The 20,218-nt window shown below is 60.3% G+C and carries 21 protein-coding genes; 17 read left to right on the top strand and 4 right to left on the bottom strand.

The genetic code is table 11. The features are described from left to right. Positions 1–114 precede the first annotated feature (114 nt). The 7 genes from PSH66_RS28565 to PSH66_RS28535 all read left to right on the top strand — a co-directional run bounded on the left by PSH66_RS28565 (position 115) and on the right by PSH66_RS28535 (position 5,684). A complete protein-coding gene (locus PSH66_RS28565) occupies positions 115–753 on the top strand; it encodes a peroxiredoxin (RefSeq protein WP_003176789.1) in 639 nt (212 codons plus the stop codon). A gap of 256 nt (positions 754–1,009) precedes the next feature. Further along, a complete protein-coding gene (gene ssuE, locus PSH66_RS28560) occupies positions 1,010–1,603 on the top strand; it encodes an NADPH-dependent FMN reductase (RefSeq protein ID WP_003176788.1) in 594 nt (197 codons plus the stop codon). Between the two features lie 93 nt (positions 1,604–1,696). Next, the gene (locus PSH66_RS28555; RefSeq protein WP_305428067.1) at positions 1,697–2,665 is read left to right on the top strand and encodes a sulfonate ABC transporter substrate-binding protein; all 969 of its coding nucleotides are present in this window, start codon (positions 1,697–1,699) and stop codon (positions 2,663–2,665) included. 25 nt (positions 2,666–2,690) lie between these two features. Then, positions 2,691–3,839, top strand: coding sequence for an FMNH2-dependent alkanesulfonate monooxygenase (gene ssuD / locus PSH66_RS28550; protein WP_003176786.1), 1,149 nt, complete (start codon positions 2,691–2,693; stop codon positions 3,837–3,839). Between the two features lie 9 nt (positions 3,840–3,848). Further along, complete coding sequence (gene ssuC / locus PSH66_RS28545; protein ID WP_078826507.1) at positions 3,849–4,637, top strand: aliphatic sulfonate ABC transporter permease SsuC; 789 nt, start codon at positions 3,849–3,851, stop codon at positions 4,635–4,637. Beyond that, positions 4,634–5,440, top strand: a complete 807-nt coding sequence (ssuB, locus tag PSH66_RS28540) for an aliphatic sulfonates ABC transporter ATP-binding protein (RefSeq protein WP_003176784.1) — start codon at positions 4,634–4,636, stop codon at positions 5,438–5,440. Before ssuC ends, ssuB begins: the two co-directional genes overlap by 4 nt. A 28-nt stretch (positions 5,441–5,468) precedes the next feature. Beyond that, positions 5,469–5,684 (top strand): molybdopterin-binding protein, encoded by a 216-nt coding sequence (locus PSH66_RS28535; RefSeq protein ID WP_003176783.1) that lies wholly within the window; start codon positions 5,469–5,471, stop codon positions 5,682–5,684. A gap of 112 nt (positions 5,685–5,796) precedes the next feature. Here the strand turns inward: PSH66_RS28535 and PSH66_RS28530 are convergent, their stop codons facing one another. Both PSH66_RS28530 and PSH66_RS28525 read right to left on the bottom strand, forming a co-directional pair. Beyond that, a complete protein-coding gene (locus tag PSH66_RS28530) occupies positions 5,797–6,426 on the bottom strand; it encodes a TetR/AcrR family transcriptional regulator (protein WP_003176782.1) in 630 nt (209 codons plus the stop codon). A 213-nt stretch (positions 6,427–6,639) separates the two neighbouring features. Further along, a complete protein-coding gene (locus PSH66_RS28525; protein WP_003176781.1) occupies positions 6,640–8,016 on the bottom strand; it encodes a glutamine synthetase family protein in 1,377 nt (458 codons plus the stop codon). A gap of 278 nt (positions 8,017–8,294) precedes the next feature. Here PSH66_RS28525 and PSH66_RS28520 point away from each other — a divergent pair, with 278 nt between their 5' ends. The 8 genes from PSH66_RS28520 to PSH66_RS28485 all read left to right on the top strand — a co-directional run bounded on the left by PSH66_RS28520 (position 8,295) and on the right by PSH66_RS28485 (position 16,939). After that, complete coding sequence (locus PSH66_RS28520) at positions 8,295–8,621, top strand: hypothetical protein (protein ID WP_176156692.1); 327 nt, start codon at positions 8,295–8,297, stop codon at positions 8,619–8,621. Then, the gene (locus PSH66_RS28515; protein WP_003176780.1) at positions 8,614–9,972 is read left to right on the top strand and encodes a glutamine synthetase family protein; all 1,359 of its coding nucleotides are present in this window, start codon (positions 8,614–8,616) and stop codon (positions 9,970–9,972) included. The genes PSH66_RS28520 and PSH66_RS28515 overlap by 8 nt, the downstream gene beginning before the upstream one ends. 58 nt (positions 9,973–10,030) lie before the next feature. Then, positions 10,031–11,395, top strand: coding sequence for an aspartate aminotransferase family protein (locus tag PSH66_RS28510; protein WP_078735122.1), 1,365 nt, complete (start codon positions 10,031–10,033; stop codon positions 11,393–11,395). Positions 11,396–11,594: 199 nt separating this feature from the next. Further along, the gene (locus PSH66_RS28505) at positions 11,595–12,689 is read left to right on the top strand and encodes a polyamine ABC transporter substrate-binding protein (RefSeq protein WP_042945970.1); all 1,095 of its coding nucleotides are present in this window, start codon (positions 11,595–11,597) and stop codon (positions 12,687–12,689) included. Between the two features lie 148 nt (positions 12,690–12,837). Beyond that, complete coding sequence (locus tag PSH66_RS28500; RefSeq protein ID WP_305428066.1) at positions 12,838–13,932, top strand: polyamine ABC transporter substrate-binding protein; 1,095 nt, start codon at positions 12,838–12,840, stop codon at positions 13,930–13,932. A 66-nt stretch (positions 13,933–13,998) separates the two neighbouring features. After that, positions 13,999–15,141 (top strand): ABC transporter ATP-binding protein, encoded by a 1,143-nt coding sequence (locus PSH66_RS28495; RefSeq protein ID WP_003176776.1) that lies wholly within the window; start codon positions 13,999–14,001, stop codon positions 15,139–15,141. After that, on the top strand, positions 15,138–16,058 hold the full coding sequence (locus PSH66_RS28490) for an ABC transporter permease subunit (protein WP_003176775.1): 921 nt from the start codon (positions 15,138–15,140) through the stop codon (positions 16,056–16,058). Before PSH66_RS28495 ends, PSH66_RS28490 begins: the two co-directional genes overlap by 4 nt. Then, the gene (locus PSH66_RS28485; RefSeq protein ID WP_003176774.1) at positions 16,055–16,939 is read left to right on the top strand and encodes an ABC transporter permease subunit; all 885 of its coding nucleotides are present in this window, start codon (positions 16,055–16,057) and stop codon (positions 16,937–16,939) included. Before PSH66_RS28490 ends, PSH66_RS28485 begins: the two co-directional genes overlap by 4 nt. A gap of 68 nt (positions 16,940–17,007) precedes the next feature. Here the strand turns inward: PSH66_RS28485 and PSH66_RS28480 are convergent, their stop codons facing one another. Continuing rightward, complete coding sequence (locus tag PSH66_RS28480) at positions 17,008–17,649, bottom strand: HD domain-containing protein (RefSeq protein WP_305428065.1); 642 nt, start codon at positions 17,647–17,649, stop codon at positions 17,008–17,010. 257 nt (positions 17,650–17,906) lie between these two features. Between PSH66_RS28480 and PSH66_RS28475 the strand changes: the two genes are divergently transcribed. Further along, positions 17,907–18,872: a GlxA family transcriptional regulator gene (locus PSH66_RS28475; RefSeq protein ID WP_042945447.1), complete on the top strand. Its 966-nt coding sequence runs from the start codon at positions 17,907–17,909 to the stop codon at positions 18,870–18,872. Here the strand turns inward: PSH66_RS28475 and PSH66_RS28470 are convergent. After that, on the bottom strand, positions 18,850–19,203 hold the full coding sequence (locus PSH66_RS28470) for a carboxymuconolactone decarboxylase family protein (RefSeq protein ID WP_305428064.1): 354 nt from the start codon (positions 19,201–19,203) through the stop codon (positions 18,850–18,852). The genes PSH66_RS28475 and PSH66_RS28470 overlap by 23 nt on opposite strands. Positions 19,204–19,302: 99 nt before the next feature. Here PSH66_RS28470 and PSH66_RS28465 point away from each other — a divergent pair, with 99 nt between their 5' ends. Then, on the top strand, positions 19,303–20,205 hold the full coding sequence (locus tag PSH66_RS28465) for an AraC family transcriptional regulator (RefSeq protein WP_305428063.1): 903 nt from the start codon (positions 19,303–19,305) through the stop codon (positions 20,203–20,205). Positions 20,206–20,218: the final 13 nt, after the last annotated feature.

The following is a 20,218-nucleotide window of genomic DNA, read 5'->3' as shown; positions in this document are numbered from 1 at the left end:
AATGAACACATTTTTAATATTCTTTTATCGTCTAGATAAATCGATATTTATTCTTTTTAAATCAGCGTCAATCCATGCACAGTGGCTCCATAAGCACTCATCAGGAGCCACACCATGAGCCTAAGACTGGGCGATATCGCCCCCGACTTCGAACAGGATTCCAGCGCCGGCAAGATTCGTTTTCACGAATGGCTTGGCGACAGCTGGGGTGTGTTGTTTTCCCATCCGGCTGACTTCACCCCGGTGTGCACCACCGAGCTGGGCTTTACCGCCAAGCTCAAGGATGAATTCGCCAGGCGTGGCGTCAAGGCCATCGCCCTGTCGGTCGACCCGGTGGACTCGCATCACAAGTGGATCGAAGACATCAATGAGACCCAGAACACCGTCGTCAACTTCCCGATCCTGGCGGACGCCGACCGCAAGGTCTCGGACCTTTACGACCTGATCCACCCCAACGCCAGTGACACCCTCACCGTGCGTTCCCTGTTCGTGATCGACCCGAACAAAAAGATTCGCCTGACCATCACCTACCCGGCGAGTACCGGCCGTAACTTCCACGAAATCCTGCGAGTCATCGACTCGCTGCAGCTGACCGACAACCACAAGGTCGCTACCCCCGCCAACTGGCAGGACGGCGATGAAGTGGTGATCGTGCCGTCGCTCAAGGACGAGGAAGAGATCAAGAAGCGCTTTCCAAAGGGTTACAGGGCAGTGAAGCCGTATCTGCGGCTTACCCCACAACCTAACCGCTGACGCGGGACCTCTGCGGGAGGGAGCAAGCCCCCTCCCACAGGTTGACCGCATTTCAACGCTCACATTGCAGGGGTTTTCAGGCCGTTTCGACGGCCTTTTTTTTCGCCTGGCGATGGATGGGTGCTATATGCATTTTAAGAATAAACAAATGAATAAATAAGATTTATAGATATATAAATCTGCTGGTAAGGTCTGTTTCATCTTGGCGCCATCGCCCACCCAGCGAACCGCCGGCACTTGCTCAAGGAATACCTGCATGTTGGTCGTCACACTCGGAGGCAGTCCCAGCCAGCGTTCCCGCTCCGGGGTCTTGCTGGAAAAAACCCGTCAATGGTTGCAAGACAAAGGCGTTGAAGTGGTGAGTTACCAGGTACGGGACTTCCCGGCCGAAGACTTGCTGCATGCGCGCTTCGACAGCCCCAAGGTCATCGACCTGTTGCAGCAAGTGGCTAATGCGGATGGCTTGGTGATAGCCACGCCGGTCTACAAGGCCTCGTTCTCCGGCGCGCTGAAAACCGTGCTCGACCTGCTGCCCGAACGCGCCCTGGCGCACAAGGTCGTTTTGCCGATGGCCACTGGCGGCAGCATCGCCCATATGCTGGCGGTGGACTACGCGCTGAAGCCGGTCTTGTCGGCCCTCAAGGCCCAGGAATTGCTCCACGGGATCTTTGCCGAAGACAGCCAGATCGCCTATGGCGAAGGCAGTGCCCAGGCGCAGTTGGTGCCGGTGCTTGAACACCGTTTGCACGAGGCGCTGGAAACGCTCTACAGCGCCATGGCTCGTCGCCCGAAACCGTTGGACCCGCATGCTTTGAATGACCGTTTGCTGACGGCTCGCTGGAGCATCTGAGCCTTACCCACTCAAGAAACACTCACCTTACTCAGCCGCCAACGGCCAAGCAGGTGCAGCCAAAACCCTAAACGCATATTTGGAGAGAGCGCCATGCGCACTGTCATCTTGCGTCGTGGTCTGGTCGCACTGTTTGCTGCGGCTGTGTCCTTCGGCGCCATTGTTCAAGCCCAAGCCGCCGAGACCCTGCGGATCGGTTATCAGAAATACGGCACCCTGGTGTTGCTCAAAGCCAAGGGCACCCTGGAAAAACGCCTGGCGGCCCAAGGCGTGCAGGTGCAATGGACCGAGTTCCCCGGCGGCCCGCAGCTGCTTGAGGGCCTGAACGTCGGCTCCATCGACTTCGGCGTTACCGGCGAAACCCCGCCGGTGTTTGCCCAGGCCGCCGGTGCCGATCTGCTCTATGTGGCCTACGAGCCGCCGGCGCCGACCAGCGAAGCGATCCTGGTGCCGAAAGACTCGACGATCAAATCGGTGGCCGAGCTCAAGGGCAAGAAAATCGTGCTCAATAAAGGCTCCAACGTGCACTACCTGCTGGTACGTGCCCTGGAAGACGCCGGCCTGAAATACACCGACGTACAAACCGTGTTCCTGCCGCCCGCCGATGCCCGCGCCGCGTTCGAGCGTGGCAGCGTGGACGCCTGGGTGATCTGGGACCCGTACCAGGCCGCCGCCGAGAAACAGCTGCAAGCGCGCACCTTGCGTGACGGCACCGGCATTGCTGACAACCACCAGTTCTACCTGGCGACCAAGCCGTATGCCGAGCAACACCCGCAGGTGATCAAGGCGCTGGTGGAAGAAGTACGCGCGGTGGGCGAATGGTCCAAGGCCAATCCGCAGGAAGTCACTGAACAAGTCGCGCCGCTGCTTGGCCTGCCGGCTGACATCACCCTGACCTCGGTGAAACGCCAGGGCTATGGCGCGTTGTTCCTGACCCCGGAAGTGGTCGCCGCCCAACAGAAAATCGCCGACAGCTTCTATCAACTCAAATTGATCCCCAAACCCTTGAGCATCAAGGACGTGATCTGGACACCACCCGCCGCGGTGGCCAACGCGCCGTAATCCGATTTCTTCAGGAGACAACTCCATGAGCCTCAATATTTTCTGGTTTCTGCCTACCCACGGCGACGGCCACTACCTTGGCACCGCCGAAGGCGCACGCGCCGTCGACCACGGTTATTTGCAGCAAGTGGCCCAGGCCGCTGACCGCCTGGGTTTCGGCGGCGTTTTGATCCCCACCGGGCGCTCCTGCGAGGACTCGTGGCTGGTGGCCGCGTCGCTGATCCCGGTGACCCAGCGTCTGAAATTCCTTGTCGCCCTGCGCCCCGGGATCATTTCCCCGACGGTGGCGGCGCGTCAGGCCGCGACTCTGGATCGTCTGTCCGGCGGCCGGGCATTGTTCAATCTGGTCACTGGCGGTGATCCGGAAGAATTGGCCGGTGATGGCTTGTTCCTCAGTCACGAAGAGCGTTACCAGGCTTCGGTCGAGTTCACGCGCATCTGGCGCCGCGTGCTGGAAGGCGAAACCGTGGACTACGACGGCGAGCACATCAGCGTCAAAGGCGCCAAATTGCTCTATCCACCGATCCAGCAACCGCGACCGCCTTTGTACTTCGGTGGTTCTTCCGAAGCCGCTCAGGATTTGGCTGCCGAGCAAGTGGAAATGGTGCTGACCTGGGGCGAGCCACCGGCCGCGGTTGCCGAGAAGATCGAGCAGGTACGCGCCAAGGCCGCCAAGCTGGGGCGCACGGTGCGCTTCGGCATTCGTCTGCATGTGATCGTGCGCGAAACCAACGATGAAGCCTGGAAAGCCGCCGACAAACTGATCTCCCATCTGGATGACGATACCATCGCCCGCGCCCAGGCCTCCCTGGCGCGCTTCGATTCGGTCGGGCAACAACGCATGGCGGCGTTGCATGGCGGCAACCGCGACAATCTCGAAGTCAGTCCCAACCTGTGGGCTGGCGTCGGCCTGGTGCGCGGCGGTGCGGGTACCGCGCTGGTGGGCGATGGCCCAACCGTTGCGGCGCGGGTCAAGGAGTACGCCGCGTTGGGCATCGATACCTTTATCTTCTCCGGTTATCCACACTTGGAAGAGTCGTACCGGGTCGCCGAACTGCTGTTCCCGCACCTGGATATCGAACGTCCCGAGCTGCCGAAAAGCGCCGGTTACGTGAGCCCGTTCGGCGAAATGGTCGCCAACGATATCCTTCCCAAAGCGGCGTCACAGAGCTGAGGCGGCGTTATGAACTATGAAAAACTGAGCCATCGCGTGGCGCCCTGGGTGCTGCCGATTCTATTGCTGGCGGTGTGGCAGTTGTCGGTGTCGGCGGGCTGGTTGTCGACGCGTATTCTGCCGGCCCCCAGTGCCGTGATTGCAGCCGGGGTCCACCTGGTGGCCAGCGGCGAAATCTGGACCCACCTGGCCATCAGCGGCTGGCGTGCGGGCCTGGGTTTTGTGATCGGTGGCAGCATCGGTCTGGCGCTGGGGTTTATTACCGGGCTGTCGGCCTGGGGCGAACGCCTGTTGGACAGTTCGGTGCAGATGATCCGCAACGTGCCGCACCTGGCGCTGATCCCGCTGGTGATCCTGTGGTTCGGGATTGACGAGACCGCAAAGATTTTCCTGGTGGCCCTCGGCACGCTGTTCCCGATTTACCTCAATACCTACCACGGCATCCGTAACGTCGACCCGGCGCTGGTGGAAATGTCGCGCAGCTACGGCTTGTCCGGTTTCAGCCTGTTCTGGCAGGTGATCCTGCCGGGGGCGCTGCCCTCGATTCTGGTGGGCGTGCGCTTTGCCCTGGGCTTTATGTGGTTGACGCTGATCGTGGCGGAAACCATCTCCGCCAGCTCGGGCATCGGTTACCTGGCGATGAACGCCCGTGAATTCCTGCAAACCGACGTGGTGGTGCTGGCCATCGTGATGTACGCGATCCTCGGCAAGCTGGCCGACCTGGCGGCGCGTGGCCTGGAGCGTGTGTGGCTGCGCTGGCACCCGGCGTATCAAGTGAAAAAAGGCGGTGCGGCATGAGTGCTCAAGAACCTGCGCGCTTGCTGAAGGGGATTCCCCTGGCGGTGCGCAAATTGCGCAAATCGTTTGGCACACGGCAAGTGCTCAAAGAGATCGATCTGCACATTCCGGCGGGCCAGTTCGTGGCGGTGGTCGGTCGTAGCGGGTGCGGCAAAAGCACTTTGCTGCGCCTGCTGGCCGGCCTGGACAAAGCCAGCGGCGGCGAGTTGCTGGCCGGTTCCGCGCCGCTCGGCGAAGCGATTGAAGATACGCGGCTGATGTTCCAGGAAGCGCGTTTGCTGCCTTGGAAAAAAATCATCGACAACGTGGGCCTGGGCCTCAAGGGCGACTGGCGCCCCAAGGCTCTGCAGGCCTTGGAAGCGGTCGGCCTGGCCGAGCGCGCCAATGAATGGCCGGCGGCACTGTCCGGCGGCCAAAAACAACGGGTGGCTCTGGCCCGCGCGCTGATCCACCAACCGCGCTTGCTGTTACTCGATGAACCCCTGGGCGCGCTGGATGCCCTGACCCGCATCGAGATGCAGCAACTGATCGAAAACCTGTGGCGCAAGCACGGCTTCACCGTGTTGCTGGTGACCCACGACGTCAGCGAAGCCGTGGCGATTGCCGACCGAGTGATCCTGATCGAAGACGGCGAAATCGGCCTCGACCTGATCGTCGACCTGCCACGCCCACGGGCCCGTGGCTCCCATCGCCTGGCGGCGCTGGAAGCCGAAGTGCTCAACCGTGTGCTGTCGTTGCCCGGTACCCCGCCGGAACCCGAACCTGTTTCACCGCTGCCTACGCAACTGCGTTGGGCGCAATAACTCACTTGTCCCACGAAGGAAGAACACCATGACTATTAAAGCCATCAACGTGCGTAACCAGTTCAAAGGCACCATCAAGGAAATCGTGGTCGGCGACGTGCTGTCGGAAATCGACGTGCAGACCGCCTCCGGGATCGTCACTTCGGTGATCACCACGCGCTCGGTCAAAGAGTTGGAACTGGTGATTGGCAGTGAAGTGATTGCCTTTGTGAAATCCACTGAGGTGTCGATCGCCAAGTTGTGATTGGCCTTGAGGCCGCCATCGGGTGCAAGCCCCCTCCCACATTTGAATGTTCACAGATCAAACTGTGGGAGGGGGCTTGCACCCGATGAGGCCGGCCCAGTTAACGCAAGACTCAGCGTTTGGGCAGGTAGGGCGGCAGGTATAGCCCCACATACGCATCAAACACACGCATCCCTTCCTCCGCCATGCGCGGCGTAATCAGCCCATGCTGATGCACCGAGCGCGCATACACGCGGTCGCTCAATTCCAGCGCCAGGGCAAACACATCCACGTCCGTGGGCAGGGTCGGCACTTCGAAGTGGCGGTTGAACACCGTGAGCATCAAATCCCCTAATTCCAGATCATGCTGGCGGTCGGCCTGGGTCACCTCGGTGAGGCCATGCTGGGCCAGAATTAACTGACGCGCGGCGGCGTCCTGGTCATAGATGGAGAGCATGCGCTGCTCGACGATGTAGGACAGGTCGCGCCAGTGCTTGAGTGACTCATGCTCAATGGGGGTCTGAATCGCTGCCCGGAACGCCGCGTGCACATCGGCCGTCAACGCTTGCAGCAACGCCGGTACGCTGGCGAAAAAGTGGTACACCGACGATGGCGGAATCTGCGCGCGCTCGGCCACGCTGTAGATCGACAGACCGGCCACGCCTTCGGCGGCGAGCAAGGTGCGGGCGGCGTCGAGAATCGCGTCGATCCTGGCCTGGCTGCGGGCGCGAGGTTTGCGCGGGGAGGCGGGGCGGGTGGTCATGGAAGTCTCCTACAAGGCAGCGGGCATTGTACGCAGAGGTCCATAGTTGGGTAGGGGGCTTTTGTGGCGAGCGGGCTTGCCCCGCGCTGGGCTGCGCAGCGGCCCCAATAAAAACGCCGCATTCTGACAGGCAGAATGCGGCGTCTGGTTTCAGGGCGGCTTCGCCACCCAGCGCGGGGCAAACCCGCTCACCACAGTCAATGCAACCGCCGGTTAAACGGTATGCAGGTACCAGTTGTACTCAAGGTCGGAGATGGAGTGTTCGAACTCTTCCAGCTCACTTTCCTTGCAGGCGACGAAGATATCGATGTATTTAGGATCGATGTACTTGGCCATCACCTCGCTGTCGTCCAGCTCGCGCAGGGCATCGCGCAGGTTGTTCGGCAGGCTTTGCTCGTTCTGCTCGTAGCTGTTGCCTTCCACGGGCGCGCCCGGTTCGATCTTGTTGGTCAGACCGTGATGCACACCCGCCAGGACCGAAGCCATCAGCAGGTAAGGGTTGGCATCGGCGCCGGCCACACGGTGTTCGATACGTACGGCGTCGGACGAGCCGGTCGGTACGCGAATCGCCACGGTGCGGTTGTCCAGGCCCCAGCACGGCGAGTTGGGCACGTAGAACTGTGCGCCGAAACGACGGTAGGAGTTGACGTTGGGGCACAGGAACGCCATCTGGGCGGGTAGGGTCTCCAGCACACCGCCGATCGCGTGACGCAATGCGGCGTTCTGCTCGGGATCCTCGCTGGCGAAGATGTTCTTGCCGTCCTTGTCCAGGATCGAAATGTGCACGTGCAGACCGTTGCCCGCCTGGCCTGGGTAAGGCTTGGCCATGAAGGTGGTGTCCATCTCATGGTCGTAGGCGATGTTCTTGATCAGGCGCTTGAGCAGTACCGCGTAGTCGCAGGCCTTGATCGGGTCGGCCACGTGGTGCAGGTTCACTTCGAACTGCGCCGGGGCACTTTCCTTGACGATGGCGTCGGCCGGGATGCCTTGCTCTTTGGCACCTTCCAGGATGTCCTGGAGGCAGTCGACGTATTCGTCGAGGTCGTCGATCAGGTAGACCTGTGTCGAGTGCGGGCGTTTGCCGGAGATCGGCGAGCGTGGCGGTTGTGGGCGGCCGTTCACGTTCTCCTGGTCGATCAGGTAGAACTCAAGCTCGAAGGCGGCGCAGATGGTCAGGCCCATGTCATCGAACTTGCTGACGACTTGGCGGAGTACTTCGCGCGGATCGGCGAAGAAGGGTTCACCTTCAAGTTCGTGCATGGTCATCAGCAATTGCGCGGTAGGGCGCTTTTGCCAGGGCTCATTGCACAGGGTGTCGGGGATTGGATAACAGATTCGGTCAGCATCACCGATGTCCAGGCCCAGGCCGGTGCTTTCCACCGTCGAGCCGTTGATATCCAGGGCAAATAAAGAGGCAGGCAGGTTAATGCCCTTCTCGTAAACCTTGTGGAGGCTGGTGCGTTCGATGCGCTTGCCGCGCACCACACCATTCATATCCGCAATTAGAAGGTCTACGTACAGAACCTCAGGATGATCCTTAAGGAACGCGTTCGCTTCGTTAAGCTGAACGGCACGCGGGGGTACCGACATGATGCAACACCTTTGTTGTTAAAAATATCAATCATTGATCTTTTCTGGTTTCAGTCAACCCGAACGGCATGCCGAAGTCAAGCGAGGCCTTTTTTGCCCTAAAAAAGCGCTGCGAAGGCTTTTTTGGGGCTTTTTAGGGCGATTTTTTGGGTTCGATGGGCTTGGGACTCGCAGGCTTGAGCGGGCCGTGTTGTATTTTTTACGGGGGTGTTGTGTAAAAAAATGAACAAGGCTAAGCTCGATTCAAACCCATAACAGCAATAATACCGGGGTGCTTCATGTTTCACCTGCCGCCACTCGGCGTCTGCGCCTGCTTCAGCCAGGCGTTGTCCGCAGTCCGTTCATCCCGCGTGAATGCTCATGCACCGGCCAATATTCTTGACGGCCAGTCCCGCCTCTCCGTTGCCCTCTCATTCGTCACTGACCGGCCCTCATCGAGCGCGCCGATCAAGATTACGCACAACTTTGGCGTGAGGAATGCAACGCTGCAGCAAATGGCAGGTAAGCTCCTACCTCGAACGAAAAAACGACGCGGATGCTGCGTCAACCAACGCCTGGCCTTTAATGGATGCCAGGAAACCCAGCCCAGAGGCATTTATGAGTAACAACCTCGACCAGCTCACCGATTGGTTGAAAGACCACAAGATCACAGAAGTCGAATGCATGATTGGCGACCTCACCGGCATCACCCGGGGCAAGATCTCGCCGACCAACAAGTTCATCGCCGAAAAAGGCATGCGCCTGCCCGAGAGCGTGCTGTTGCAGACCGTGACCGGCGACTATGTCGAAGACGACATCTATTACGAATTGCTCGACCCGGCCGACATCGACATGATCTGCCGCCCCGACCAGAATGCGGTGTTCCTGGTGCCCTGGGCCATCGAGCCGACCGCCCAGGTGATCCACGACACCTACGACAAGCAAGGCAACCCGATCGAGCTGTCGCCGCGCAACGTACTCAAGAAAGTCCTCAAGCTCTACGCCGACAAAGGCTGGCAGCCCATCGTGGCGCCGGAGATGGAGTTCTACCTGACCAAGCGCTGCGAAGACCCGGACTTCCCGCTGCAACCGCCGATCGGCCGTTCCGGGCGCCCGGAGACCGGCCGCCAGTCCTTCTCTATTGAAGCCGCCAACGAATTCGACCCGCTGTTCGAAGACGTCTACGACTGGTGCGAACTGCAGGAGCTGGACCTCGACACCCTGATCCACGAAGACGGCACCGCGCAGATGGAAATCAACTTCCGTCACGGCGACGCGCTGTCCCTGGCCGACCAGATCCTGGTGTTCAAGCGCACCATGCGTGAAGCCGCGCTCAAGCACGACGTGGCCGCCACCTTCATGGCCAAGCCGATGACCGGCGAGCCCGGCAGCGCGATGCACCTGCACCAGAGCATCATCGACATCGCCACCGGCAAGAATGTCTTCTCCAATGAAGACGGGACCATGAGCCAGCTGTTCCTCAACCACATTGGCGGCCTGCAGAAATTCATTCCCGAATTGCTGCCATTATTTGCACCCAACGTGAACTCGTTCCGCCGCTTCCTGCCCGATACCTCGGCGCCGGTGAACGTGGAGTGGGGCGAAGAAAACCGCACCGTCGGCCTTCGCGTACCGGATGCCGGCCCGCAGAACCGCCGTGTGGAAAACCGCCTGCCGGGCGCTGACGCCAACCCGTACCTGGCGATTGCCGCCAGCTTGTTGTGCGGCTACATCGGCATGGTCGAAGGCCACAACCCAAGCGCGCCGGTAGTGGGCCGGGGTTATGAGCGACGCAACCTGCGCCTGCCGTTGACCATCGAAGACGCCCTGGAACGCATGGAAAACAGCAAGACCATCGAGAAATACCTGGGTCAGAAATTCATCACAGGCTATGTCGCGGTCAAGCGGGCCGAGCATGAAAACTTCAAGCGCGTGATCAGTTCGTGGGAGCGGGAATTCCTGCTCTTTGCCGTCTGATGCGCCGGGCGCGCTGCCTGCACAGCGCGCCCTTCACTGAAAAGTCTAGGAGATCGGTATGTCCAGCAACAACCCGCAAACCCGTGAATGGCAAGCCTTGAGCAGTGATCACCACCTGGCGCCGTTCAGCGACTTCAAGCAATTGAAAGAGAAAGGCCCACGGATCATCACCAAAGCCCACGGCGTGTACTTGTGGGACAGCGAAGGCAACAAAATCCTCGACGGCATGGCCGGCCTATGGTGCGTGGCGATCGGTTACGGTCGCGATGAACTGGCCGACGCCGCCGCCAAACAGATGAAAGAACTGCCGTACTACAACCTGTTCTTCCAGACCGCTCACCCGCCGGTGCTGGAGCTGGCCAAGGCCATTGCAGGCGTTGCGCCCGCCGGCATGAACCACGTGTTCTTTACCGGTTCCGGCTCCGAAGGCAACGACACCATGTTGCGCATGGTCCGCCACTACTGGGCGATCAAAGGCCAGCCGAACAAGAAAACCATCATCAGCCGCAAGAATGGCTACCACGGCTCCACCGTGGCCGGCGCCAGCCTGGGTGGCATGACGTATATGCATGAACAGGGCGACTTGCCGATTCCGGGCATCACCCACATCGCCCAGCCGTACTGGTTCGGCGAAGGTGGCAACATGAGCCCCGACGAATTCGGCACCTGGGCCGCCAACCAGTTGGAAGAAAAGATCCTGGAACTGGGCGTGGACACCGTCGGTGCCTTTATTGCCGAGCCGATCCAGGGCGCCGGTGGTGTGATCGTGCCGCCCGACACCTACTGGCCGCGCATCAAGGAAATCCTCGCCAAGTACGACATCCTGTTTGTCGCCGACGAGGTGATCTGCGGGTTCGGCCGTACCGGTGAGTGGTTCGGTAGCGACTTCTACGACCTCAAGCCGCACATGATGACCATCGCCAAGGGACTCACCTCGGGTTACATCCCCATGGGTGGCCTGATCGTGCGCGACGACGTGGTAGCCGTGCTTAACGAAGGCGGTGATTTCAACCACGGCTTCACCTACTCCGGCCATCCGGTGGCGGCGGCGGTGGCCCTGGAAAACATCCGCATCATGCGCGATGAAAAAATCGTCAGTCGGGTTCATGACGAAACGGCACCGTATTTGCAAAAGCGCCTGAGGGAGCTGGCTGATCATCCGTTGGTGGGCGAAGTTCGCGGTGTGGGCATGCTCGGTGCAATCGAGCTGGTTCAGGACAAGGCCACCCGCAAACGTTATGAAGGCAAGGGCGTGGGCATGATTTGCCGCAACTTCTGCTTCAACAACGGGCTGATCATGCGCGCCGTCGGCGACACCATGATCATTTCTCCGCCGCTGGTGATCAGCAAGGCCGAAATCGATGAGCTGGTGACCAAGGCGCGTACGTGCCTGGACCTGACTTTGGCGGCGTTGCAGGGCTAAGTGCTAGGCTCAGTGCGCGGTGGCTTTTGATGCTGCGTCTGGGCAGTTAGAAATGTTGGGGGCCTTGGTTGAAAGCCAGCCCCTGAACTTGCCAGACTGTCGCCCTGTTTTGTTGCCCTCTGGAAGGGCCGCTGAACATAAAAGAATGTGGCCCAAAAAAGAAAAAAATTGGAGCATCACCATAATGAAGGCATTAGGTTTGAAGAACGCTGGCAAGACTCTCCTCGCCTTGTCCCTGATGGGCGCAATGGCGGGCGCGGCCCAGGCGGACGATAAAGTGCTGCACGTCTACAACTGGTCCGACTACATCGCGCCGGACACCATCGCCAACTTTGAAAAAGAGTCTGGCATCAAAGTGGTGTACGACGTATTCGACAGCAACGAAACCCTCGAAGCCAAGCTGCTGGCAGGCAAGTCCGGCTACGACATCGTCGTACCGTCGAACAACTTCCTCGCCAAGCAGATCAAGGCCGGTGTCTATCAGGAGCTGGACAAGTCCAAGCTGTCCAACTACCGCAACCTGAACACCTCCTTGCTCAAGGCCGTGTCGGTCAGCGACCCGGACAACAAGCACGCCTTCCCGTACATGTGGGGTTCGATCGGCATCGGCTATAACCCGGAGAAGGTCAAGGCCGCGCTGGGCGTGGACAAGATCGACTCGTGGGATGTGCTGCTCAAGCCTGAAAATATCGCCAAGCTCAAAAGCTGCGGCGTGAGCTTCCTCGATTCGCCTACCGAAATGCTGCCGGTGGCGCTGCATTACCTGGGCCTGCCAACCGACACTCAGGATAAAAAACAGCTCAAGCAAGCCGAAGACCTGTTCCTCAAGATCCGTCCTTCGATCGGCTACTTCCACTCCTCCAAGTACATTTCCGACCTCGCCAACGGCAACATCTGCGTGGCCGTGGGTTACTCGGGTGACATCCAGCAGGCCAAGTCCCGTGCGGCTGAAGCCGGTGGCAAGGTCAAAGTGGCCTACGACATTCCGAAAGAAGGCGCCGGTAGCTTCTTCGACATGGTCGCCATCCCTAAGGATGCCGAAAACGTCGATGCCGCTTATACGTTCCTGAACTACCTGCTCAAGCCGGAAGTCATGGCTTCGATCACCAACAGCGTGCGGTTCCCGAACGGTAACGAGAAGGCCACCGCACTGGTCGACAAAGACATCACCAGCGACCCGGGCATCTACCCACCCGCTGATGTGCAGGCCAAGCTCTACGCCATTGCTGACCTGCCCGCTGCCACTCAACGTGAAATGACGCGCAGCTGGACCAAGATCAAGTCCGGTAAATAAGCCGTGATACCTGTGGGAGGGGGTTGCTCCCTCCCACACATTAAATGACAGAAAGTTTTGCCGGATCGGTTTATCGAGGGTAAGTTGCGCGCCGGTTTTGTTGCCGGGCAACAACTGTTAAGGCCCAACTATTTAAGAGGACCTCCACTTGCCAATTTCTTTATTTCGCCAAGCCTTGCTGGTGGGCGCGGGTATCACGCTGGCTGTCAGCGTGCAGGCCGCCCCTACGGTGCATATTTATAACTGGTCGGACTACATCGGCCCCGACACCCTGGCCAACTTCGAAAAGGCCACCGGTATCAAGCCCGTGTATGACGTGTTTGACTCCAACGAAACCCTGGAAGGCAAGTTGCTGGCCGGGCGTACCGGTTACGACGTGGTGGTGCCGTCCAACCACTTCCTCGGCAAGCAGATCAAGGCCGGGGCGTTCCAGAAGCTGGACCGGTCGCTGCTGACCAACTACGCCAACCTTGACCCGACGCTGCTCAAGCGTCTGGAGAAGAACGACCCAGGCAACCAGTACGCAGTGCCGTACCTGTGGGGCACCAACGGCATCGGCTACAACGTCGACAAAGTGAAGCAAGTGCTGGGCGTCGACCATATCGATTCCTGGGCGGTGCTGTTCGAGCCGGAAAACATGAAGAAGCTGGCCACCTGCGGCGTGTCCTTCATGGACTCGGCCGATGAAATGCTGCCGGCGGTGCTCAACTACATGGGGCTTAACCCTAACAGCACCAACCCGGACGACTACAAAAAAGCTGAAGAAAAGCTGCTCAAAGTGCGGCCCTACGTGACCTACTTCCATTCCTCCAAATACATCTCGGACCTGGCCAACGGCAACATCTGCGTAGCCGCCGGGTTCTCCGGCGATGTGTTCCAGGCCAAGGCGCGCGCAAGCGAAGCAGGCAAAGGCGTGAACATCGCCTATGTCATTCCGAAAGAAGGCGGCAACCTGTGGTTTGACGTACTGGCGATTCCCAAGGATGCGACCAACGTCAAGCAAGCCCATGCCTTCATTAACTATTTGCTGCAACCTGAGGTCATCGCTCAGGTCAGTGATCAAGTCGGTTACGCCAACCCTAACCTAGGGGCGGACAAACTGATGGAGCAATCGATACGCACCGACGCAGCGGTTTACCCACCGCAGGCGGTTCTCGATCGGACATTCGTCAACTTCGAGCTACCCCCGAACGTGCAACGCTTGATGACCCGTAGCTGGACCAAGGTCAAGACGGGCAAGTAAGGCTCAAACTATCCTGGGTTCGCCCGCCTCGGGCGAACTGCACTGTTTTTTTTGGGAGTTTCGTAAATGGCAGTTGCCTCCGGCGCCTATAAGAAAGCCCTCGAAGGCGACCAGACACCTAAGAAGGTGCTGGTCAAAATCGACCGGGTCACAAAGAAGTTCGACGAGACGATTGCCGTGGACGACGTGTCCCTGGAAATCAAGAAAGGCGAGATTTTCGCCTTGCTCGGCGGTTCGGGTTCGGGCAAGTCCACCTTGTTGCGCATGCTCGCAGGCTTCGAGCGCCCAACCGAAGGTCGTATCTACCTCGACGGTGTGGACATCACCGATATGCCGCCCTACGAGCGGCCGATCAACATGATGTTCCAGTCCTACGCCCTGTTCCCACACATGACCGTGGCGCAGAACATTGCCTTCGGCCTGCAACAGGACAAGATCCCCAAGGCCGAGGTCGACGCCCGCGTGGCCGAGATGCTCAAGCTGGTGCAGATGAGCCAGTACGCCAAGCGCAAGCCGCACCAGTTGTCCGGCGGCCAGCGTCAGCGGGTGGCCCTGGCGCGTTCCCTGGCCAAACGCCCGAAACTGCTGCTGCTCGATGAGCCGATGGGCGCATTGGACAAGAAGCTGCGCTCGCAGATGCAGCTTGAGCTGGTAGAGATCATCGAGCGCGTCGGCGTGACCTGCGTGATGGTGACCCACGACCAGGAAGAGGCCATGACCATGGCCGAGCGCATCGCGATCATGCACCTGGGCTGGATCGCGCAGATCGGCAGCCCCATCGACATCTACGAAACGCCTACCAGCCGCCTGGTGTGCGAGTTCATCGGCAACGTCAACATCTTCGACACCCAGGTGGTGGACGACGCCGAAGGCCACGCGGTGCTCAAATGCCCGGACCTGGACCGCGACATCTACGTGGGCTACGGCATCGCCACTGCGGTGGAAGACAAGTCGGTGACCTACGCGATCCGCCCGGAAAAGCTGCTGGTAACCACCGAAATGCCGACCTGCGAGCACAACTGGTCCAGCGGCAAGGTGCACGACATCGCCTACCTGGGCGGCCACTCGGTGTTCTACGTGGAGTTGCCGAGCGGCAAGCTGGTGCAGTCTTTCGTGGCCAACGCCGAGCGCCGTGGCCAGCGGCCGACCTGGGGTGACCAGGTCTATGTGTGGTGGGAAGACGACAGCGGCGTGGTACTTCGCTCATGAACACAAAAAAGCTCAAGCGGCGCTTGCAGCGCATCGTCCCCAGCGGCAAGCAGGTGGTCATCGGGATACCGTTCCTGTGGCTGTTCCTGTTTTTCGCCCTGCCGTTTTTCATCGTACTGAAAATCAGCTTTGCCGAAGCCGACGTGGCTATCCCGCCGTATACCGAGATCTACACCTACGTCGAGCAAAAGCTGCAGGTGGTACTGAACCTGGCCAACTACAGCCTGTTGGCGGGGGATGAGCTGTACATCTCCGCCTACCTGGGCTCGCTGAAAATGGCGTTCTTCAGCACGTTGCTGTGCCTGCTGATCGGCTACCCGATGGCCTACGCCATTGCCACCGCGCGCAAAGAGATGCAGACCGTGCTGGTGCTGCTGATCATGATGCCGACCTGGACCGCGATTCTGATCCGCGTGTATGCGTGGATGGGCATCCTCAGCAACAACGGTTTGCTCAATGGCTTCCTGATGTCCATGGGGCTGATCAGCGAGCCGCTGCAGATCCTCAACACCAACATCGCGGTGTATATCGGCGTGGTCTATTCGTACCTGCCGTTCATGATCCTGCCGCTGTACGCCAACCTGGTGAAGCACGACCAGAGTCTGCTGGAAGCTGCATCAGACCTGGGTTCGAGTACCTTCAACAGCTTCTGGAAGATCACCGTGCCGCTGTCCAAGAACGGCATCATCGCCGGTTGCATGCTGGTGTTTATCCCGGTGGTGGGCGAGTTCGTGATCCCGGAACTGCTCGGCGGGCCGGAAACCCTGATGATCGGTAAAGTGCTGTGGCAAGAATTCTTCAACAACCGTGACTGGCCGGTGGCGTCTGCCCTGGCGGTGGTGATGCTGGCGATCCTGATTGTGCCGATCATCCTGTTTAACCGCAGCCAAGCCAAAGAGATGGAGGGCAAGATATGAAGCGCGTCAGTTTCTCAAGCTTCATGCTGGTGGCGGGGTTGTTGTTTATCTACCTGCCGATGCTGATTCTGGTGATCTACTCGTTCAACGAATCCAAACTGGTGACGGTGTGGGGCGGCTGGTCGATCAAGTGGTACGTCGGCTTGCTGGACAACACCCAACTGATGGGCTCGGTGGCGCGCTCCCTGGAAATCGCCTGCTATACGGCGGTCGCAGCGGTAGCGCTGGGTACCTTGGCCGCGTTCGTGCTGACGCGCATCAGCCAGTTCAAGGGCCGCACGCTGTTCGGCGGCCTGGTGACCGCGCCGCTGGTGATGCCGGAAGTGATCACCGGTCTGTCGCTGTTGCTGCTGTTCGTGGCCATGGCGCAGATGATCGGCTGGCCCCAGGAGCGTGGCATTGTCACCATCTGGATCGCCCACACCACGTTCTGTGCGGCGTATGTGGCGGTGGTGGTGTCGGCGCGTTTGCGTGAGCTGGACCTGTCGATCGAAGAAGCGGCGATGGACCTGGGCGCGCGGCCGTGGAAGGTGTTCTTCCTGATCACCATCCCGATGATCGCGCCGTCGCTGGCGGCGGGCGGGATGATGTCGTTCGCGCTGTCCCTGGATGACCTGGTATTGGCCAGCTTCGTGTCGGGCCCGGGCTCGACCACCTTGCCGATGGAAGTGTTCTCGGCGGTGCGTCTTGGGGTCAAACCCGAGATCAACGCCGTGGCCAGCCTGATCTTGCTGGCGGTGTCGCTGGTGACCTTCCTGGTGTGGTTCTTCAGCCGTCGTGCCGAAGAGCACCGCAAGAAGGCCATTCAGCAAGCCATCGAAGAAGCCGCCGCCGATGGCTGGCAGCAACCGGACAAGCGCCGGGCTCCAGCGCCGGTCTAAAGGCCTGCGCTATCCAAATGTGGGAGGGGCAAGCCCCCTCTCACAATTTTGGCCGCATTCCAGAGTGGTTATGCAGCCCACGGCGACTTGCGAATCACCTGCACAAAATTCATCGGCTTGAACCCCGGCTCCTGATCCACCAGCACATCGGTCTTCACGTTACCGAACGTAGTCTGCGGGCGATGGCGTAAACCGTCGGCAAAGGCGCAGATGATGCACTCCTTGAACCCTTCGCCGCGTGGATGCGCATGCACCACGGCTTGACGCTGCTCGGTGGTAAACGCGGCGTAGTCCATGCCCAGCACATCCATCTCGACGCCCGCGGTTACCAGGGCTACCGTTGGGCGCAAGTATTGCGGTACGCCGGGCGTGGTGTGCAGAGCGATGGACAGCCACACTTGTTCGATATCGTCATCGCTCAACCCGTAAGGCCTGAGGAACGCCGCTGCCGCGTTGGCGCCGTCCACTTCGAAGCGGTCGTTGTCACTGCGATGACCTGCCACCAGGCCAAGGTCATGGAACATCGCGCCGACGTAGAGCAACTCGGGGTTGTAGGCCAACTGCTTGCGTTCACCGCTCAATGCACCGAACAGAAAGACTCGGCGTGAGTGGTGGTAGAGCAGGTCGGATTCGATGTCGCGAATGTACTCGGTGGTGGCCTTGGCCAGGGTGCTGTCAGGGATCTTGATACCGGCGATGGTGGTGCTCATGGTGGTTCTCCTCTGGAAAGTATCCAGTCTGGTCGCGCGCCCACGAAGCGGCCATGGCGACGAGGGTGCGATCCCGGCCAATCTGCCGCCACATCGTGCCAAGTGGAACGCGCAAAGGAGATCATTGTGGGAGCGGGCTTGCTCGCGAAAGCGGTATGTCAGTTAATGCATGTGTTGACTGAACAACCGCATTCGCGAGCAAGCCCGCTCCCACAGGTGTTTTGCCTCTATTCAGTCAGGTAAAGGTATTTGTGAGCATGCACAAGGCTGTCGCCATCCTGATCTTCCCCGGCGTCCAGTCACTGGATGTGACCGGGCCCATGGACGTGTTCTGCGAGGCCAACCGCTTCCTGGCGCCGCAAGACCATTACCAACTGGAAGTCATCGGCTTCGGGCATGGCAGCATGGCCGCTTCCAATGGTTTGTCCTTGCAGGCTCATAGGCATTACAGCGAAGCCCTGCAGGCCTACGACCTGTTGCTGGTGGCCGGCGGCCCGCAACTGCCGTTCGAGGATTTCGGCGCTCAATTCGACGATTGGCTGCGTGGCGCCGCCGCTCGGGCACGGCGTTTCGGTTCGATCTGCAACGGCGCCTTCACGCTGGCGCGCGCCGGGTTACTGGATGGAAAAACCGTCACGACGCATTGGAATGATGCGCCGGGCCTGGCGCGCCTGTGCCCCTCGGCTCAGGTCGACGCCGACCGTCTCTACATCCAGGACGGCAACCTCTATACCTCGGCCGGGGTGACGGCGGGCATCGACTTGTCGCTTTACCTGCTGGCCCAGGACCATGGCCCGGAAGTGGCCTTGAGCGTGGCCAAGCGCCTGGTGGTGTTCACCCAGCGTTCGGGTGGGCAGTCGCAGTTCAGCCCGTTTCTTTCGCCCCACGCCGAAACCACCTCGGCGGTAGCGCGGGTGCAATTGTATGTATTGGCAAACCTGACGGGCGACCTGACCATCGGCGACTTGGCCAAGGCAGCCAATATGAGCGCACGCAATTTCTCCCGAGTGTTTGCCCGCGAGGCACGCATCACGCCAGCAGAGTTTGTCGAAAGAGCACGGGTGGACGCGGCGCGAGTGATGCTCGAAAGCCCCCACGCGCCGCTGAAAACCGTTGCCTATCAATGTGGCTTTCGCGATGCCCAGCACATGCGCAGTGTGTTCAATCGCCGGCTGGGCGTGACACCGCAACAGTTCAGGCTCAATTTTGCGGCGCCGGTTTGAGCGTGTCGTAGGCTTCCAGCGCGCGCAGCGAGTAGATGTACGCCGCGCCGGCGTTCAGTGAGATCGCGGTGGCGAGGGTGGCGGCGACTTCTTCGCGGGTGGCGCCGGCCTTGATCGCGGCGTCGGCATGCACGCCGATGCAGCCGTCGCAGCGGGTGGTGATGGCCACGGCGATGGAGATCAGCTCACGGGTCTTGGCGTCGAGTACGTTGTTTTCCTCGGAGGCTTCGCCCAGCGCCATGTAGGCTTTGACCATCTTCGGGTTGCTCTTGCCCAGCGCGCCAAAGGCTTTCTTCACGGTAGGCAGCAAGTCGGACCAGTTATTGAACATTGCGGTTACTCCTGAACAGGTTGGGTGTGAAGCCAGTGTGTGCCGTTCGGGATTCGCGTTATTGTTCAATCCGCTCATCTTTTTGACCGATGCTCGCAAATGAACTCGATCGACACCCTTATCGCGCTGGCCAACCTGCGCGGCAGTCTGGATTTGCGCTGCCAGTTCCAGGGCGAGTGGGCACTGGACCATGCGCCGGAAAACCTCGGCGTGGCGCCGTATCACATCGTGCTCAGCGGCACTTGCCGCGCCGAGTTATCGGGCGGGCAACAGGTGACCCTGGAGGAGGGCGATATCCTGCTGATGCCCGGCGGTGCCACGCATTTACTGCGCAGCCAGGGCGCACGGATTCGGCCGATGCAGCCGCGGGTGATCGACGGCGGGTTGCTGCCGATTCATCGCCTGGGCGGCGACCGGCCGGAGGTGGACATGCTCTGCGGCAGCTTTCACTACAACCGCCAGTCGCTGTTGTTCGCGGCGTTGCCGCAGTTTCTGGTGGTGTCCAGCCGTCAATGGCAGGCCGACGGGCAACTGGCGGCCTTGATCGCCTTGCTGCGCAGTGAGGCGGACGGCCAGCAACTGGGCGCCCGGACCTTTATCGATGCGCTGTCGTCGGCGTTGTTTACCCTGATCCTGCGCGGCTGGCTGGCCCGCGAGACGCCGCTGGCGGGCACGCTCGGGCTGCTCGTCGACAAACGCCTGAGCAAGGCCTTGCAGATGATGCTGGCCGATCCCGGGCACGCGTGGAGCATCGACAGCCTGGCCGAAGCTGCCAGCATGTCGCGGGCCACATTTATGCGGGCGTTCGTCAACGTCGCGGATGTATCGCCGTGGGTGCTGCTGACGCGGTTACGCATGGAGCTGGCGTTCAACCTGCTGCGCCAGTCACACCTGAGCCTGCTGGATATCGCCGCCCAGGTGGGTTACCAGTCCCAGGCGGCGTTCAGCAAGAAATTCAAGGAGATCTACGGCGAGGCGCCGGGGCGTTTGCGGGCGCGGTAGTCGCCTCGACGCC

Source organism: Pseudomonas sp. FP597 (assembly GCF_030687435.1).
GTDB classification, from domain to species: Bacteria; Pseudomonadota; Gammaproteobacteria; order Pseudomonadales; family Pseudomonadaceae; genus Aquipseudomonas; species Aquipseudomonas lactucae.
The sequence above is the reverse complement of the archived record's forward strand: the minus strand, read 5'-3'. Positions and strand labels throughout refer to the sequence as shown.